Source organism: Nonomuraea sp. NPDC051941 (assembly GCF_044593615.1).
The window spans coordinates 70,377-87,363 of sequence record NZ_JBIUCF010000025.1; the positions used below are offsets into that span (position 1 = coordinate 70,377).

The 16,987-nt window shown below is 66.2% G+C and carries 10 protein-coding genes; 2 read left to right on the top strand and 8 right to left on the bottom strand.

Annotated features, from left to right (window positions below; all coding sequences use genetic code 11):
- Nucleotide 1 precedes the first annotated feature (1 nt).
- Genes ACIHFD_RS36010 through ACIHFD_RS36020 form a run of 3 tightly spaced genes read right to left on the bottom strand, consistent with a single transcriptional unit; the run spans nt 2 to nt 9,869 of the window.
- The gene (locus ACIHFD_RS36010; protein WP_397370765.1) at nt 2–958 is read right to left on the bottom strand and encodes an ABC transporter ATP-binding protein; all 957 of its coding nucleotides are present in this window, start codon (nt 956–958) and stop codon (nt 2–4) included.
- Complete coding sequence (locus ACIHFD_RS36015; protein WP_397370766.1) at nt 955–1,173, bottom strand: MbtH family protein; 219 nt, start codon at nt 1,171–1,173, stop codon at nt 955–957. The genes ACIHFD_RS36010 and ACIHFD_RS36015 overlap by 4 nt, the downstream gene beginning before the upstream one ends.
- Nucleotides 1,173–9,869, bottom strand: a complete 8,697-nt coding sequence (locus tag ACIHFD_RS36020) for an amino acid adenylation domain-containing protein (RefSeq protein ID WP_397370767.1) — start codon at nt 9,867–9,869, stop codon at nt 1,173–1,175. Before ACIHFD_RS36020 ends, ACIHFD_RS36015 begins: the two co-directional genes overlap by 1 nt.
- Nucleotides 9,870–9,918: 49 nt before the next feature.
- On the opposite strand from ACIHFD_RS36020, the gene ACIHFD_RS36025 reads away from it, so the two are divergent.
- Nucleotides 9,919–10,368, top strand: a complete 450-nt coding sequence (locus ACIHFD_RS36025; protein ID WP_397370768.1) for a phosphopantetheine-binding protein — start codon at nt 9,919–9,921, stop codon at nt 10,366–10,368.
- On the opposite strand, the gene tyrS is transcribed toward ACIHFD_RS36025, so the two are convergent.
- Together tyrS and ACIHFD_RS36035 are read right to left on the bottom strand one after the other, a co-directional pair.
- On the bottom strand, nt 10,313–11,551 hold the full coding sequence (gene tyrS, locus ACIHFD_RS36030) for a tyrosine--tRNA ligase (RefSeq protein ID WP_397370769.1): 1,239 nt from the start codon (nt 11,549–11,551) through the stop codon (nt 10,313–10,315). The genes ACIHFD_RS36025 and tyrS overlap by 56 nt on opposite strands.
- Nucleotides 11,548–12,426: a sugar phosphate isomerase/epimerase family protein gene (locus tag ACIHFD_RS36035; RefSeq protein ID WP_397370770.1), complete on the bottom strand. Its 879-nt coding sequence runs from the start codon at nt 12,424–12,426 to the stop codon at nt 11,548–11,550. The genes tyrS and ACIHFD_RS36035 overlap by 4 nt, the downstream gene beginning before the upstream one ends.
- A 104-nt stretch (nt 12,427–12,530) precedes the next feature.
- Here ACIHFD_RS36035 and ACIHFD_RS36040 point away from each other — a divergent pair, with 104 nt between their 5' ends.
- Nucleotides 12,531–13,379: an LLM class flavin-dependent oxidoreductase gene (locus tag ACIHFD_RS36040; RefSeq protein ID WP_397370771.1), complete on the top strand. Its 849-nt coding sequence runs from the start codon at nt 12,531–12,533 to the stop codon at nt 13,377–13,379.
- Between the two features lie 37 nt (nt 13,380–13,416).
- Here ACIHFD_RS36040 and ACIHFD_RS36045 read toward each other — a convergent pair whose 3' ends face one another.
- From ACIHFD_RS36045 to ACIHFD_RS36055, 3 genes are read right to left on the bottom strand one after another with little or no spacing between them, the layout of a single operon-like run.
- Entirely contained in the window at nt 13,417–14,697 is a 1,281-nt protein-coding gene (locus ACIHFD_RS36045) for an HAD-IA family hydrolase (protein WP_397370772.1), read from the bottom strand.
- A 34-nt stretch (nt 14,698–14,731) separates the two neighbouring features.
- Nucleotides 14,732–15,796, bottom strand: coding sequence for a Gfo/Idh/MocA family protein (locus ACIHFD_RS36050; protein ID WP_397370773.1), 1,065 nt, complete (start codon nt 15,794–15,796; stop codon nt 14,732–14,734).
- On the bottom strand, nt 15,793–16,896 hold the full coding sequence (locus ACIHFD_RS36055) for a radical SAM protein (RefSeq protein WP_397370774.1): 1,104 nt from the start codon (nt 16,894–16,896) through the stop codon (nt 15,793–15,795). The genes ACIHFD_RS36050 and ACIHFD_RS36055 overlap by 4 nt, the downstream gene beginning before the upstream one ends.
- Between the last annotated feature and the right edge of the window lie 91 nt (nt 16,897–16,987).

Genomic DNA, 16,987 nt, shown 5'->3' on the forward strand with positions numbered 1-16,987 from the left:
CTCATCCGTCCACCGCCATTCCGCGGCTTCCGACCAGGTGTAGGTACACCTCTTCCAGATCCGGCCGGCTGAACGCGATCTCGGTCACTCCGGCTTCAACGAGCCGGCGCAGGACAGCCCGAGTCGCCTCTGTGTTCTCGGTCTCGATCCGCAACGCACCGCGCTGCCCAGCATCCAGGTCCGTGACCGAAAGCACGCCCCGCGCGGCGATGAGATCGGCCTGGACGGGCTCGGGCACTCCTCGCACGTCGAGGCGCTCATGGGAGGTCACCCAGCTTCCCACCGCGTCCGGGCGCTCGGTGAGCACCAGCCTCCCGTGGTCGATCAGGGACACGCGGTCGCTCAGTGCGGCAGCCTCGGCCATGTCGTGGGTGGTCATCAGAATCGTGCGTCCACCTGTCCGCAGTTCGCGCACCAGCGTGCGGAAGTCTCGCGCGGAGACCGGATCCATGCCGACGGTGGGTTCGTCGAGGATCAGGACGGCAGGCTCGGACACCAGTCCTCTGGCCAGATGCAATCGCTGCTTCATCCCGCGGGACAAGGTATGGGCCTTGTCGCGGGCGCGCTCGCTCAGACCGACACGCTCGAGAAGCGCGTCCACGCGTCTGCTGCGGGCCGAAGCGCTCAGCCCATAGAGCGCGGCCCAGAAATCCAGATTCTGGCGGGTGGTCAATCGTTCGTAGAGGCCTCGGTCCCCACCGAATACGATCCCGATCGACAATTTGACCTGAGCGGCATGAGTGGTCACGTCATGGCCGGACACCCGCACGACCCCCGACGTCGGCAGAAGAACCGTCGAGAGAATTCTGCACAGCGTGGTCTTGCCGGCTCCATTCGGCCCCAGCAACCCATGGACCTCCCCCGCGGGCACTGAAAGGTTGATCTCCCGCAGGGCCGCGACCTCGGATGTTCCCTTGATGAACGTGCGCGTGAGCCCTTTGATGTCGATACCGCTCATCGCGGGCCACTCGTGGCCGAGCGGATGAGGCTGGCGGGGCGCATGTCCGCCCATTCTCGCTCGACGTGGCCGAGGCACTCGTCGCGGCCCGCCGGGCCGTACACGGTCTCCCAGCCGTGCGGCACAGGGAGGTGGTCGGGCCACAACGAGTACTGGCCCTCCTCATTCACAAGAGCGCGATACATACGGTCGGGGTCCTCGAATGGGTTGGACATCAGACGTTCTCCTGCAGGTAGTGGCGTAGGACCACGGCTATTTCCGCTTGTGGCACCACGCTCATGAGGGAGTCGTGCGTTGCCGCGATGGGATGGACGTAAATATTCCCCGTCACGTACTGCCGCCAGGCCCTCGGCTGCACGGAGGGTGACTCGGGATGTCCCTCTGCGCGGAGGAAGACCACATCGCCTCGATGAACGGGTGGCCGGTGGGAGAGGACGAGCCTGCTGTTAGCTGACAGCACCTCGGCCAGGTGGCCGACCCACGCATCGTCCAGAGCCTCGGACACCTCAAAGCCCAGGTGCAGGCGCCGCACCGTCTCGAGATCTTCTCGCACCGCCTGTGGTGTCGGGTCGGAGTGGGCCGCACCACCGTACGGATAGGCGTCGATGATCGCCAGCAGTTGCACCTCCTCTTCCGCCCGGCTCAGCATTGCCGCCACGGTGTGCGCGACGTTTCCGCCGAAAGACCATCCGGCCAGGCGATAAGGCCCGGACGGCTGGATCTTGCGCACCTGATCGAGGTAGTCCTCCGCCATCTGGTTCAGGTCGCCTGCTTGCTGCCGGGAATCTCGGACCGCTCTGGACTGCAGTCCGTACAACGGAATCGTGGGAAGGTGACGGGAGAATCCGGTGTAACACCAGCTCAGGCCGATCCCAGGGTGTATGAGGAAGAGCGGGAGGCCCTTGCCACGTTGCCGGATGGGAAGCACCACACCGAGCGCGTCCACAGCCTCATCGCGGCTGTTGACCACCGCGGCCAGCCGACTCGCCGTTGGTGCCGCGAAGACATCCTCTATCCCGAGCTCGACGCCGAGCAGCGAGCGGATCCGGCCTATCAGCCTGACAGCGAGCAGAGAATGACCTCCCAGCTCGAAGAAGTCGTCTTCCACACCGACTCGCGCGCCGCCCAGGAGTTCGCTGAAGGCGTTGCGGAGAATCTGAGTGACCAGCACATCGTCCATGGGCGGCCGGCTCCGCGGCACCACCAGTGTGTGCCGGGCGCGCTCGGCCTCGGCCTCGTTGACCGGCTCATCCGGTGAGCGGCCGAGGGGACCGATGACGACGGAGTCGATTTTCCTCCTGTCGTCCGCGCATAGTGTTTCGACGAACCGCTGTAGCGCTTCCGCTATTCGCACGGCAGTCGAGACGTCGAACAACCCGGTGTTGTAGACGAGCCGGCACTCAAGCCCGTCTCCTCCGGGAAGTTCGATGAAATCGAAGACCAGATCGAACATCGCGGACCCCGCCTCGGTCCTCATCACTTGAATGTCGGTGGCGCCGAGTGCGGGCGTCACATCCCGTTCCGGGGTGTAGACCACCATCACCTGGAACAGTGGATTGCGGGTGACCGAGCGAACGGGATTGAGGGCTTCGACCAGGCGTTCAAACGGGAGGTCCTGACACTCGAACGCGGCGAGGTCGTCCCGTCGAACCCGCTGGACCAGCTCGTGGAAGGTCGGGCTGTCGGCCGTACTGGTGCGCAGCACGATGGTGTTGACGAAGTACCCGATCAGATCCGACAGGGCCGCATCGCCGCGGCCCTCCACCGGAGTGCCAAGGGGAATGTCGGTCCCCGCCCCGAGGCTCGTGAGCAGAGCCGCCACCACGGCCTGGGCCACCATGAACGGTGTCGCCCTGGCCGCCCGTCCCGCCGCGACGAACCGGGAACGCTCAGCCGAGCTCCATCGGACGGACACCGTGTCCTCGGCCGATCCGCCCGACAGGCTTCTGGGGCGGTCGAACGGAAGTGCCAGTTCCTCCGGCAGGCCGGCCAGCCTTGCTTTCCAGAACTCGAGCTGGCGCGATGCCAAAAGGGTCGGTTCCTCGGCCGTGCCGAGCAAGTGCTCTTGCCACACGGCGAAGTCGGCGTACTGAGCGGGAAGCGGCGGTTCCGGCGCCACGCCCTGGCTACGTGCCTCATATGCCGCGGCCAGTTCGCGCATCAGCGGGCCCGCGGAGGCCCCGTCGAAAGCGATGTGGTGGATCACCATGGACAGGATGTGTTCAACGGCGTCCAGCCGGAACACGGCCAGCCTGAACGGCAGATCGGTCTTTAGGTCGAACTCATGCTGTGTCTCGGCCGCGAGCCATGAATCCAGCGAGTCCCCCGTCACCTCGACGAGCGGGATGCCGTGCGCGGCCTGCGCGGTCGGCACGATGTGCTGGTACGGCACGCCGTCCTTCTCGGGGAAGACGGTGCGGAGAATCTCGTGCCGGTCCAGGACGTCATTCCACCCCGCGCTCAGGGCCACCAGATCAAGTGGTCCGCGCACGCGGAGCGTGAAACACACGTTGTAAGCGGCCCGGTAGGCGGCGACCTGGTTGAGGAACCAGAGCCCCTGCTGAGTCGGGGCGAGCGGAACCGGTGTCGGGCGGGTACCGGCGAGAAGGGATGGCCTGCTCTCACCCGCGGGGACGACGGCCGAGAGCTTGGACGGGGTCGGGTGCTCGAAGACGTCCATGACGGTCAGCTCTTCGGCCAGACCGGCGCGGATGGCGCTGACCAGGCGATTGGCCAGCAGCGAGTGGCCTCCCAGCTCGAAGAAATCTTCGCCGGGGCCGACCGCTTCCAGTCCGAGCGTCTCCGCGAAGAGAGCGCAGAACGTCTCCTCACGGGGTGTCCGAGGGCGAGACTCCAGCAGAGCGGCGTGTTGCGGCGACGGGAGTGCCCGTCTATCCAGCTTGCCGTTCAGTGTCAACGGCAGCCTGTCGAGGACGACGACCGCGGACGGGATCATGTAGTCAGGAAGATGGACCGACAGCGCAAGACGGATCGCCGCGGCATCCACGTGCTGGCCCGAGCCGGTGACCACGTACGCCACCAGCCGCCTGTCACCGGCCCGGTCCTCTCGCACCGTCACCACGGCCTGCCGTACTGCCGGGTGCCTGACCAGCGCCGCTTCGATCTCACCCGGTTCTATCCGATAGCCCCTGATCTTGACCTGCGCGTCCGTACGGCCGAGGAAGACCAGCCGACCGCTGTCGGTCCATCGGACCAGGTCGCCTGTGCGGTACATCCGGCTGCCAGGCGCGCCGAACGGGCAGGCCACAAAGCGTTCTGCCGTGGTCGCCGGGCGCTTCACATATCCCCGTGCCAGGCCGGCTCCAGCGAGGTAGAGCTCCCCCACCACACCGGGCGGGACAGGCCGCAGCCTCGTGTCGAGGACATAGGCGCAGGTGTTGTCCAGCGGCGTGCCGATGGGAACGACCTCGCCCAGCGATGGAAGGGGCGCGGCGCGTCCACTGACACTGAACGTCGTGGCCTCGGTGGGGCCATAGCCGTTGATCACGTCGGTTCCGGGGCAATGGGTCAGCACGCGACGGACCGCTGCCGCGGGTACGACATCGCCACCTGCCCACACCTCCAGGACGCGGGCCAGGCACGCCGGATTCAGGTCCGCGACGAGCTGGAACAGGCCGGAGGTCAGGAAAAGGCTCGTGACCTCGCTGTCTTTCAGGGTCAGTGCCAGGACCTGCACGTCCAGCTCACCGGGCGGCGCGAGGACGATCTGCCCGCCGGTCAGCAGCGGCACCCACAACTCGTAGGTCGACGCGTCGAAGGCGAGCGGAGAATGCAGCAGCACGCGCCTGTGCGCCGTGGAACGAAAGCGACGGTCGGAGACGAGCTTCACCACATTCCGATGGGTGACGGCCACTCCCTTGGGGGCGCCCGTGGAGCCGGAGGTGAAGATGACGTACGCGAGGTCCGCGGCATCGACCTTCACCGGCGTGACCGTTCGGGAACCTCCCTCGTCGGGGGGAATGACGAGAACGGGCACGCCGAGTTCTCCGGCACGACCCGCTCCGCGGGAATCCGCGACGATCAAACATGGTGCGGCCTCCCGCACCACATGCCGCATGCGCTCCAGCGGATCGGCCGGGTGCAGCGGCACGTAGGCGCCACCCGTTTTCAGGATGGCCAGGGTCGCCACCACGGCTTCGACCGATCGGTCGAGCAACATGGCGATCCGCTGCTCGGGGCCCGCCCCGTGGCTCATGAGCAGGTCCGCAAGCCGGTCGCTCCACGCGGCCAGTTCGGCATAGGTCAACACACGGTCCCCCGACGAGAGCGCCACCGCGTCGGGACTCCTATGAACATGGACCTGGAAGAGCTCCGGCACGGTGACGTCAGGGACGGCGTGCGCCGTGTCGTTCCACGTGACCAGCGCGTTGCGGCGTTCCTCGTCGGACATGATGCCGAGGTCGCCGACGGGCCGCTCCGGCTCCAGAGTGACCGCTTGAAGCAGCCGTGTCAGCCGCTGGACCAGCAGTTCGACCGTTCGCCGGTCGTAGAGATCGGAGCTGTACTCCACGCATCCCGTCACGCCGCCATGCGTTCGCTCCGAGAAAATGAACGTGAGATCGAACTTGGCGGTGCCGGTGCCCGCCGGCATGAAGGACGTCGTGACTCCCGGCAAGGACAACTGCTCACCGGTCGCGGGCTGAACCACCAGCATCACCTGGAAAAGCGGATGGCGAGCTGCCGCGCGGGTGGGATTGACCAGTTCGACGACATGCTCGAAGGGCAAGTCCTGATGGTCGTAAGCGGCGAGGTCGGTCTCCCGGACCCGTGCCAGCAGTTCCAGGAACGTGGGCTCGCCCGCGAGGTCGTACCGGAGCACCTGCGTGTTGACGAAGAACCCCACCACGTCGTTCAGGGCTTCGGACCGGCGCCCGACCACCACCCCGCCGATGGGGATGTCCGTGCCGCCGCCGAGCTTCGACAACAGGGTCGCGACAACTGCCTGCAACCCCATCGAGGTACTGGCGTGCGCCTTGAGCACCACTTCGCGGAAACGCCGGTGGAGTTCGGCGTCCCAGCAGATCGGTACGGTCTCGCCACGATTGGTGGGCTTCGCCGGTCGAGGGCGGTCGGTCGGGAGGGGCAGTTCCTCAGGCAGTCCGTCCAGGGCCAGCCGCCAGTACCGCAGTTGCCGTGCGGTGAGGCTGTTCGAATCGGCCTCGTCACCCATCAGTTCCTGGCGCCACAGGGTGTAGTCGGAGTACCGAACCGGAAGCGGTTCCCAGGCCGGTGGCGTGCCTTCTCGACGCGCCGAATAGGCCGTGGCCAGGTCCCTGTAGAACGGCTCCATGGACCAGCCGTCACAGGCGATGTGATGCATGACGAGGAGCAACACGTGTTCGTCGGGTGCGAGGCGAAAGAGCCGGCATCGCAGCGGGAGGTCGGTGTCGAGATCGAACGGAGCTCGTGCCAGGGTGTTCATGGCAGGTTGAAGATGGTCCTCGTCCACATCGACCACAGGCAGCTCGACGAGGGCATCGACCGTCGGCAGCAGCCGCTGGCAGGGCTGACCTGCCTCGCCTGGGAAGATCGTACGCAAGCTCTCATGGCGCTCGACCACATCGTGCAACGCGGCGCGCAGCGCGTCTGGATCCAGGAGACCGGAGAGACGCCAGCTACTGGGGACATTGTAGGTGGCGTTCGGTCCGTCGGTCTGGGTGAGCAGCCAGAGCCGTTGTTGTTCGGGTGACAGTGGCAGCCGCTCGGGCCGGGACCGTGGTGTGAGGGCGGGGAGTGCGCCCCTGCTTCTTGCGAGGACCGTCGCCAGCCCTGCCGCCGTCGGGTGCTCGAAGATGTCGCGGATGGCGAGCTCCGCACCGATGGCGGATCGGATCTTGTTGAGCAGGCGCATGGCCAGCAGCGAATGCCCGCCGAGGTCGAAGAAATCGTCGTCCGGACCGACCTGGGGAAAGCCGAGCACCTCGGCGAACAGGCTGCGGAGCACGTCCTCCTTCGGTGACCGGGGCAGACGACCGCCGTCGCCGACGTCGATCGAGGGGGACGGCAGCGCACGCCGGTCGAGCTTGCCACTGGTGGTCAGCGGCAGCCGGTCCAGGGAGACGAAGGCAGTGGGAACCATGTGAGCCGGCAGCAGTTCGGCAGCATGCCGGCGCAGCGCCTCGGTGTCAGGCCGGCCGGCCCGCGGCACCACGTACGCGACCAGGCGGCGATCATCCGGCTTCACCTGCCGGGGCACCACAGCCACTCGCGTGACGTCGGGGTGCTCGGCCAGGGCGAGTTCGATCTCTCGCGGCTCGATGCGGAAGCCCCTGATCTTGACCTGCTCGTCCACCCGGCCGAGATGCTCTATCGCTCCCTCAGAGGTCCAGCGGGCGAGGTCTCCCGTACGGTACATCCGCTCCCCCGCCGGTCCGAAGGGGTTCGCCACGAACCGCTCGGCGGTGAGCCCGGGCTGGTTCAGATAGCCGCGCGCCAACTGCGCACCGGCTACGTACAGCTCTCCGCGAACACCGGGTGGCACCGGCCGCAACTTGGAGTCGAGTACGTAGACCGACATGTTCCGGAGAGGCCGGCCGACGAGGGGCCGCGCGCTGTCAGCGAATGGACACGACAGCACGTCAACCGTGCATTCGGTGGGCCCGTAGTAGTTGAGGCTCGTCGTGCGTGGCGCGGACCCGAGCGCGTCCCACAGCTTCTGCCCGACGGCTTCTCCACCAAGCATGAGAACCGACGGCGCGTCATGGGGATCGGAGAGCAACCCGGCGGAGAGCAATTCGTCGGCATAGGACGGGGTCAGATCCATGAAGTCGATCCGGCGCTTTTTCACGTACGCGACCAGGGCCTCGGCATCGCGCCGGACGTCGTCTGCGATCAGATGCAGCTCGTGTCCGGCCACCATGGCCAGAAATCCTTCCCAGGAGGTGTCGAACGACAGGGCCGCGGTGAGAGCGGCCTTCAGCCGCCCGCCCAGGCCCGCGGCGTGCCGCCCGAACAGGTCGGTGGCCTGGGTCGTATACAGGTTGGCCAGACTCCGGTGGGAGACCACTACTCCCTTCGGCTCACCCGTCGAGCCGGAGGTGTGGATGACGTAGGCCGCGTGATCCGGCCGTAGGGGCGCGAGCCTGTCCGAGTCGAGCACTTCCAGGCCGGAGGACCCAGCCAGGAAGTGTGCCGTAGGGACATCGTCGTAGACCAGGACCTGGACGCTTGAGTCCGGCAGCGAGCCGACCGTGGCGCTGGTGGCCAGGAGCAGAGCCGGTTGTGCGGTGTCCAGAAGCCGAGCGATCCTGCCGGGTGGATGGTCCAGCTCGATCGGCAGACAGGCGCCCCCAGCGATGAGTATCGCGAAGAGCGCGATGACCTGGTCCAAGGAGCGTGGCATGGCCAGCGCGACGACCTGCTCGGGACCGACTCCTTGCGCGATCAGCAGCCGGGCCAGGCAGTTCGCGCGCCGGTTCAGCTCGGCATAGGTCAGCGCGGCGTCGTCGCACACCACGGCTGTCGCGCTCGGATCCGCGGCGGTTCGCTCGGCGAAGGCTTCCAGGATGGATGCCGGCCCTGCCGCTCGGCTCGTCCGGTTCCATTCGTCCAGAACCTTCTCAGCGTCGTCCGGCCCGAGCAGCGACAGCTCCTCCAGCGGCCGGTTCGGATCGTCGAGCACCTGCTCCACGATCCGGGTGAACTGCGTGCCGAGCCGATCTATCGTGGACCGGCTGAAGATGTCTTCGCGATAGCCCAGCGCGATGGTCAGGCAGCCGTCCAGAACGATCGTGTCCACCTCGAGATCGAAGCGGATTTCCGGCTCGTTCCACCGTATCCACTCCGGAAGCCGGGGATCGAGTGCGGAGGATCCCCGCGCGGCCGTTTCGCCATGGTGGATCACCATCACGTCGAAGATCGGGTGCCGGCCCGGCTGACGTGCGGGCTGCACGGCCGCCACCACCCGCTCGAACGGCGCCTCTTGGTGGGCGTGGGCCTTCCTCAGCTTGGTGTGAACGAGGCGGGCCACGTCACGAAAGCTCGCCGCCTCGGAAAGGTCCACCCGCAGGGCGACGGTATTGGCGAAGTAGCCGAGTACGTCGTTGAACGTGCCTCGGCGCCGTCCGGCGAGCACCGTGCCGATCGTGATGTCATGCTGACCCGAGTGGATGGACAGCAACACGTCGAACAGGGCGACCACCACGCTGGAGAAAGCGCATCGTTCGCGACTGGCCAAAGCCTGCAGATCCGACGTTCGCCGCCTCGAAAGCGTGAGCTCCACCTTCGCGCCGTCGAGGCCGGCCTCCGGGCGGCGAGGATGATCCGCCGGCAGGTCAAGGGGCTCGAAGCCGAGCAATTCGGCAGACCAGTAGTCGACATGAGAGGCGAGCTCCGTCACCCCCATCTGCTTTCGCTGGGTCACCGCGAAATCCAGATATCCGACATTCAACGGGGGCAGACAGGCTGTCTTTCCCAGCAATTCCGCCTTGTACAACGCCGCAAGGTCGCGGCGCAGGATTCGTTGAGACGATCCGTCGATGATGATGTGATGCAGAGCCAGGAAAAGCACGTCGGAGCCGTCGGGAGAATGAATCACCGCACCACGAATCGGCGGCCCTCCGGCCAGGTCGAAGGGTTTGCGCGCCATTCCGCCAACGACTTCCTGCCAATCGCGGCCGCCAGTGGCGGACAGCCGGGCCAATGGGATCTCGAAGTCGTCTTCCAGCCGGCCGCGCGGGACGCCGTCCTTGTCTGCCACATACCTCAGGCGCAAGACGTCATGGCGCCCGACCAGCCGCGTCAGGGCCGCGCTCAAGGCCCGTTCATCCGCGCCTTCAGCAAATCGGAATGCCATCCCCACGTTGTAGGAGCTGCTGTCAGGGCTGAGTTGCTGAAGCCACCACAGTCGCTCCTGCCCGAACGTCAGGGTGGATTCAGCGCGATCGTTCACGAGCTCACTCCAAAGGCCAGTCGCATTCCGTACGGAACAGCATGTTGCAGTGCCTCCTGCTCTTCCGTCCAGCCGGAACGCCATCCATATTGTGTTGCTCGCCATATCCCGGCAGATGCGTACTATTGCGGCCGGGTCGTGGAACAGGTGTGCAAGCGCGGCCCTTCCGCAGTTGCACAAAGAGAGAAAGGGATCGACCGTGCCTGAAGATCTGCACAGTGTGTCCGCCGAGGTGGCCGGGATCATCCGGGCGGTTCTGCTCGTGGACACGGTGGAGATGACAGACAATCTCTTCGACCTTGGAGCGGACTCCTTGACGGTCCTTGAGATCTGTACTCAGCTCGAAGAGCTGTTCGAGGTGGAGGTGCCGCTGGAGCCGGTGTGGGAGGCGTCCACCACGGCTGACATCATCCACATCGTCGAGGGGTGTGTCGAGCAGCAGGTCAAGGTTCTTGGACAGCCGGCCGCAGGACGAACAGGTGACGCCGTCCCACGCTGATCACGTCTCCTGAAGAGACCCGGAAGCCTTCCCCCAGGACCTTCTCACCGTTGACGCGCACGGCGCCGTCTCCAAGGAGGCGCAGAGCCTGCCGTCTGGACGAGACGGAGTCGACGGACAGGACGACCTCCAGGAGCGGGCACGGAGCCAGGTCAAGGGCCACCGCCATCGACGGGTCCGGATCATGCCGGTCCCTCCGGCGGCGGAGAAAGGCTTCCTTGGCTCCGGTCGCCGCGGCCTCTCCGTGGTACGTGCGGACGATGTCGTGGGCCAGTTCCTGCTTGAGAGTCATGGGATGCAGAGCTCCCGACTCCCAGCGTTGAAGACGCGACCGCACCTCGCCAGGCGACCAGGACGAAATGAGTGTCACCCACTGACGCATGGTCTCGTCGTCGATGCTCATCACCTTGGCGAACTGTTCGGTCGGATCCGTCGTCAATGCGATGTGAGTGCCTTCACGCTTCGACATCCGCCGGTGCCCTCTAGTCCCCCAAAGGGTCGGATAGGTGATGCCGACACACGGTCGCCGGCCGCGGACCCGCTGCAGGCGGCGGCCCGCGAGGATGTTGAAGATGGGGCCTACTGTGCCCAGTTGGATGTCCGCATCCAGATGCAGTGCGTCATATCCCTGCATGAGCGGATACAAAAGCTCGTGCAGGCCAACCGGTCTGCCGGACTTGATCCGGCCTCTGATCGCCGCCGGACTCGTCACCTGCTGGACGGTGAACGCTGACGCTGCGGCCAGAATCTCGGACAGAGTCACGTCGCTCAGCCAGTCTCCGTTGTACACGACCGTCGTGCGCTCCGGATCGAGGATGAGCGACATCTGGTCGACGAACGTGGACGCCGCCTCGACGACCTGTTCGCGAGGGATGCGCGGCCGGTCGAACAACCGGTCGGAAGGATCCCCGATCTGCGCGGTGAGCGTGCCGACCAGGAAAACGACGTCGTGCCCGAGTTCCTGGAACAAGCGCAGCTTCCGCATGGTGATGGTGTGTCCGAGATGGAGATTGGGCCGGCTCGCGTCATAGCCCGCGAAAACGCGTAGTGGCACCCGCGTACGGTGGTGCTCGGCCAATCGTTCGATCAGCTCTCTCCGCATCGTTCGGGCGAGTGCCTCCTCGGAAAAGACGGCTCCCTGAAGGATGTCCTCCGCTTCCTGGTCGGCTCTCGAAAGGCTCACTGCCCGGACTCCGTTCTCGCGCCGTTCTCCTTGGCCAACGACAGCGCCGTACCCAGCACCTCGCGCGCGGAGTTGTACGAGGCGCGGATCAGCGAAACCTGGTCTTCGGCCCGTAGGTTCTCCGCAAGGATCTCCAGTTCCCACCATCCGCCGAAGCCGCCGTCGAGCAGATCGGCGCAGATCGCCGGCAGGTCCGAGATCCCTTTGCCTGGCAGCACGCGATCGAGGCCCGCTCCCGGCCCGGCAGCCCAATCGGACAGGTGAACGATCCGTATCCGCCCGCCGGCTCTACGCACCTGTTCGCGAAGCTGGGTATCCCACCACACGTGCCAGGTGTCGACCACGATGCCGCCGGCGTCGCTCCGCCCGATGAGCATCTGGGCGTCCGCCACCGATGTCGCGACCGATTCGCCGGCGAGGACTGGGTGCAACGGCTCCACGAGCACCTCGGCCCCCTCTTGCTCCGCTCGCTCCAGCAGCTCGTCCATGGCGGTGAGCGCCCTTTCCCATGCCTGCCTCGGGCTGAGTAACGGGGTCGGGCCTCCGACCACCGTGACCAGTGGAACACCGAGCTCGGCCGCGGCCGCCAGCATGCGCGCCGCCGCGGTCATGCGCGCCATCTGGGCTTCGGGGCTCGGATCAATGAGGCCGACGAAGGCCGACACGCTGGTCGCTCTCAGCCCTTCCGCGTCCAGGACGGCGGCCACGCCCCGCGCGCCGAGTCGATCGATGGTGGCGGGGAGAACTCCGATCCCTTCGAAGCCCGTCTCGCGGGCGATACGGGCTGTGGTCTCCAAGGGAAGGTCCCGAGCGGTCATCTGATTGAAGGAGATTTGCAGATCATCTACCGACTCGGGCCTGTTCGAGTTACCCATGGTCACGATTCTGGAATATCGGACCGCCCCTGTAAAATGACAGGCGCAGGCAGGGAGCGCCACCAGGAAATTGTTATCGATGAATTCGCGCCTACAATGGGGGAATGCGATTCGCATTCATGCCCATCCTGTCCGAGCAGGTCCCGTCCTGGCCCAGTCTTCTGGAAATGTGGCAGGCCGCCGACGAAACAGATTTCTTCGAGTCCGGCTGGGTGTTCGATCATTTCTCGGCGACCGCCGTGGATGCGGCCGGGCCGTGCTACGAGGCGTGGACGATCCTGTCGGCGCTCGCCCAGGCCACGCACCGGCTCCGTCTGGGCACGATGGTGCTCTCTGTGGCGCGCCGGCATCCGGCGCTGCTCGCACAGATGACCCTGACACTCGACACCATCTCAGCGGGCCGGATCGAACTGGGGCTCGGCGCTGGATGGCGGGAAGCCGACCACCGGCCACACGGTATTTCCATGGGGGCGCCGCCCATCCGCGCGGACCGGCTTGAAGAGGGATGCGCAGCTTTGATTCCGCTCCTGTCCGGCGGCCGTCTCTCAGCTCACGGACATCATTTCGCGATGGACGAGGCAGAATGCGATATTCCTCCTGTTCAGCAGCCGCACCCGCCGATCTGCATTGGCGGCAAAGGCGAACTGAGGACGCTGCGCATCGCCGCGCGATGGGCACAGCATTGGAACTACCCTGGCGAATGCGCGGCAGAGTTTTCCCGCAAGCGTGCGCTGCTGCACCGATACTGCACCCGTCTCGCTCGCGATCCGGCTGCAATCACCACCTCGGCGACCGTGCTCGCCGAACGCTCCACGCCGGAGACGACGATCAGAAAGGTATCCCAGCTCGCGGCCGCCGGCGCCGATCTGGTGATTCTCCGGCTCCGGCCACCGTACGGGACAGCGGCGGTCGAGAGCCTCATCACCACGTTGAGCTCGCTCGGCCGAAACTGACTGCGTCAGCCCGCAGGCCGCCGGTTGGGGTTTCCCGTCAGCCGCCCGCAGTTCGGAACGCGGCGGCCAGCTCGGACACAGGCCCTGCCACCAGCGCGGCCCGGCAGCCGGCGCGCAACGCGCCCAGAACATCGTCAGCCAGTCGGTCTCCCACGTGAAGCAACGTTCGGGGAGTGACGCCGAGAGCGTCCGCGGCAGCGAGGAACGCCTCCGGCGACGGTTTGGCGACACCGATGGTCGTGGACGGAAGGATGACGTCGACGTACTGGTCCAGCCCGGTCAAGGTCAGGACCTCCGGGAGGGAGGGCTGCCAGTTCGACAGAACGCCGATGCGCCGGCCAGACGCGCGTGCCGTGGCTAGGACCTCACTCGCTCCTGGCAGAGCGCGCCAGTTCGCCGGGCTGACGTACTCTCCGAGGATCGCGCCCGCTCCAGACGGCGAGCCGCGGCCGAGGCCGTTCAGCACTTCTCCGTAGAAACGACGCAGGGTCCCGTCCGCGGCGACGGGATCCGCCCACCACGACTGCGGCGACGCGAGAACGGCGGCCGCGCCGGCTAGAGCGGCGTTCACCTCGGCTGTGGCCGGCGCCGGACCCGACCGCGCGAGATGGTCCCGCACCACGCGCGCCGGGTCCCGGATGTGCTCGACGAGTGTGAATCCCGCATCGAACGTCACCGCGGCCGGCTGATCGGCATGAGGTGACCCCGTTGCCGCCACGAGCAGGGGAACCACCTCCGGCAAAACAGAGCTGTTCGGCAGCAGCAGCGTGGGCAGGTATCCGCTGCTGGCTGGACGGCCTGTGCCGACGCCGACGGAGCGGAAGCCGGCGGTCTCGGCCGCGCGCCACTCCGCCGCGGAGTCCGAGACGTACCAGGCGGCACGCGAATCGACCCCGAATGCCCCCAACTTGATGAAAGATCCGATATCGGGCTTTAGCACCGCCGCGTTGTCCGCGTGGACCACGAAGTCGAAATCGGATGCGTCGAAGCCGCAGGCGCGCAGCTTGCCCCAGGTCTTCTCTCCTGGGCCGTTGGTGAGGATTCCGATGCGGGCCCCGATCTTCTCCACCGCGTCACGGAGCAGGATTCCGTCGCACAAGGGCACGGGCGGGAATCGGGTGGCGAGGGCGTCGTAGGCCGAGACGTACCGCGCCGCGTCCACCCCTGGATGGAGTCGCTTGACGCACTCGTCGAAACTCATGGCCCCGTAGAGGGCGGAGAAGGTCGTGCGGTCCGGCGCGTCGAGGTCCAGCACGCGCGCGACCTCCCGGCACTTCGCGAATCCCGTCTCGTACGTGCCGACCAGCGTGTCATCCACGTCCAGGACGATCCAGCATCTCTGGGTCATCGGCTCACAGATCTCTCATACGCGAGGCGATCTCGTAGACGAGCGCCAGGTCGGCGACGGATCCGAGGACGGACGTTCGTGGTGTGGCCATCCCCAGGGAGCAATCGATGAAATGCTCCAGCTCAAGTCGATAGGCGCTGTCGCGCGAGGCGATGACCTCGCGGTTCACCACGTCGGTGCCGGCCGCGCATCGTTCATGGAGGACGGTCGGCGCCGACCGTAGGAACGGCGATCCGAATCGCAGCTCCACGGTTTCGTGCGGGAAGTAGGCAGTAAGGGTCTCGTCCCAGTCCCGCGCTGTCTCGAAGTCGGGAACGACCTCCAGGTGCACCGGGATCCCGTTCGCGCTCAGCAGCACTGTGAAGCCGGGTCCGAAAGGCGTGGCGAACCGATGGGCCTCGCGGAGCGTGAGGGGGCCGGCCAGTGCCTGGGCGAGGTTGAGGTCATGGATCGCCAGTTCGGCCAGTGTCCGCACGTCCCGGACGCGCCCCGGAGCGTCGTCGCCGAGCGACGCGGTGATCTGTGAGTCGACCGCGGCGGCCTCTGCCGCCGAGTGCCCAGCGACGTCGCGGCCCTTGATGCTCTGATGAAGCCTCTCATGCTTGTGCCGGGCGCCCGCGAACACGCGCAAGCGCACCAACATGGGCGGGTCGGTTCTGTCCAGCAATCGCAAGAACGCGGGGTCATACCGTTTCATGTACCCGACCACCACCGATGATCGAGACGCACGTTCCTGCCGCTCGATCGCGGCCGCCTCGTCCATCCCCCAGCACACCGGCTTTTCGACCAGGACGTGCAAGCCCGCCTTCAGAGCCCGCAGGACCAGCGGGCCGTGATGTCGGTTCGCGATCAGCACCGCGTCGACGTCCCGTGACATCAGGTCCCCGGCGGACGATGCGACAGCGCTCGACGGCAACCCATACGCGCGTGCCACATCGCCGGCGAGGCCGTGGGACAGATCACATAGAGCGGACACCTCTGCCCGAGGTGATGCGGCAAGGTTGGGAAGATGGTGAAGCTGAGCGACCCGCCCGAGACCGATGACGCCGACACGTAGGCGGCGGCTCACGACTGACCGAGAATGGTGAGGCCACCGAACTCACGCTTCATCGACTCGGCGGCGGCAGGCCGCTCGTCCGGGAACAGGACCGCCATCGGGTCGATCCAGCACACGTACGCAACGCCGTTGGGCATCACGTTGATGCGCCTGATCTTGCGGTCGGGGTTCGGCTCCTCGCTCGACTCATCCACGTCGAACTCGATGTCACCCCAGCGGTAGCAGTCCACCTTCGAGTCGCTCTTACGCTGAACGAAAATCTTCTCCAGCTCCGGCAGCTCATCCAGCTCGGCCACGAGCGGATCGATGGGGATATAGCCTTGAGCGTTGTAGGCCGAGTAGTCGGTGGGCTTGCGGAACGGCTCCGGGATCTCGGAGCACGAACGAAATATGAATCGCCGATATCCCAGCTCACGCCCCCATTTCATGTAGGCGAACATGTCCGCGACGGTGGAAACGCCCTCCGGCGTCATGACACAGCTCAGCCGCGGGGCGAACCGATCAGAAGCACGCTGGGTGACATGTCGATGGTCCTCGTCAGTCATCCCTGCCCATGACGGACCAAATCTCATGATCTCCGCATTGGCCTCCGGATCGTGATGGGCGACGCTCACCGAGACGCCCGACAGACCTGACCGGATGAGCGCATCGAGAAGGGCGGCCTCGCCCCAAGGCGTCCGGACCTCTTTTCGAAGGCCGATGCCATTCGTGTGCAGTCGCGCCTTGTCGAAGTCGGGAATCACGGCGTGCGCCAGGTCGAACATCCGCTGCGGGTGGAGCGTGGGCTCCCCACCGGTGAACGCCACCTTGCGGACCCCAGAAGCCAGGGCGAAGCTCTTGACCCGCTGGAGCGCGGGCCCCCAGGTCAGATATGGCCCCGACGGGGTGAAGGTGATCTCGTTGGAGCAGAACTTGCAGGCGGCGTTGCAGGCTGAGACGACCACGAGCGTCAAGATGGCACGGTGGCTGACCACATGGGTCTGCGCCCCGAACCGCACGATATTGCAGTTCCAGAATTCTTCGCCCTCGAACTTCTCAGGCTTCTCGCCGATTGTCCGAAGCACTTCTCCGTGGGGTATCCGGATCGCAGCGCCGGAAGTGCTGATTCCCATGACGGACATCGCTCCTTACGATTGATCGCAGGCGGCCCTGGCTCTGGGCCGCCGACTCGTCGGTTTACCTACGCGCATTCAGCCGAATTGA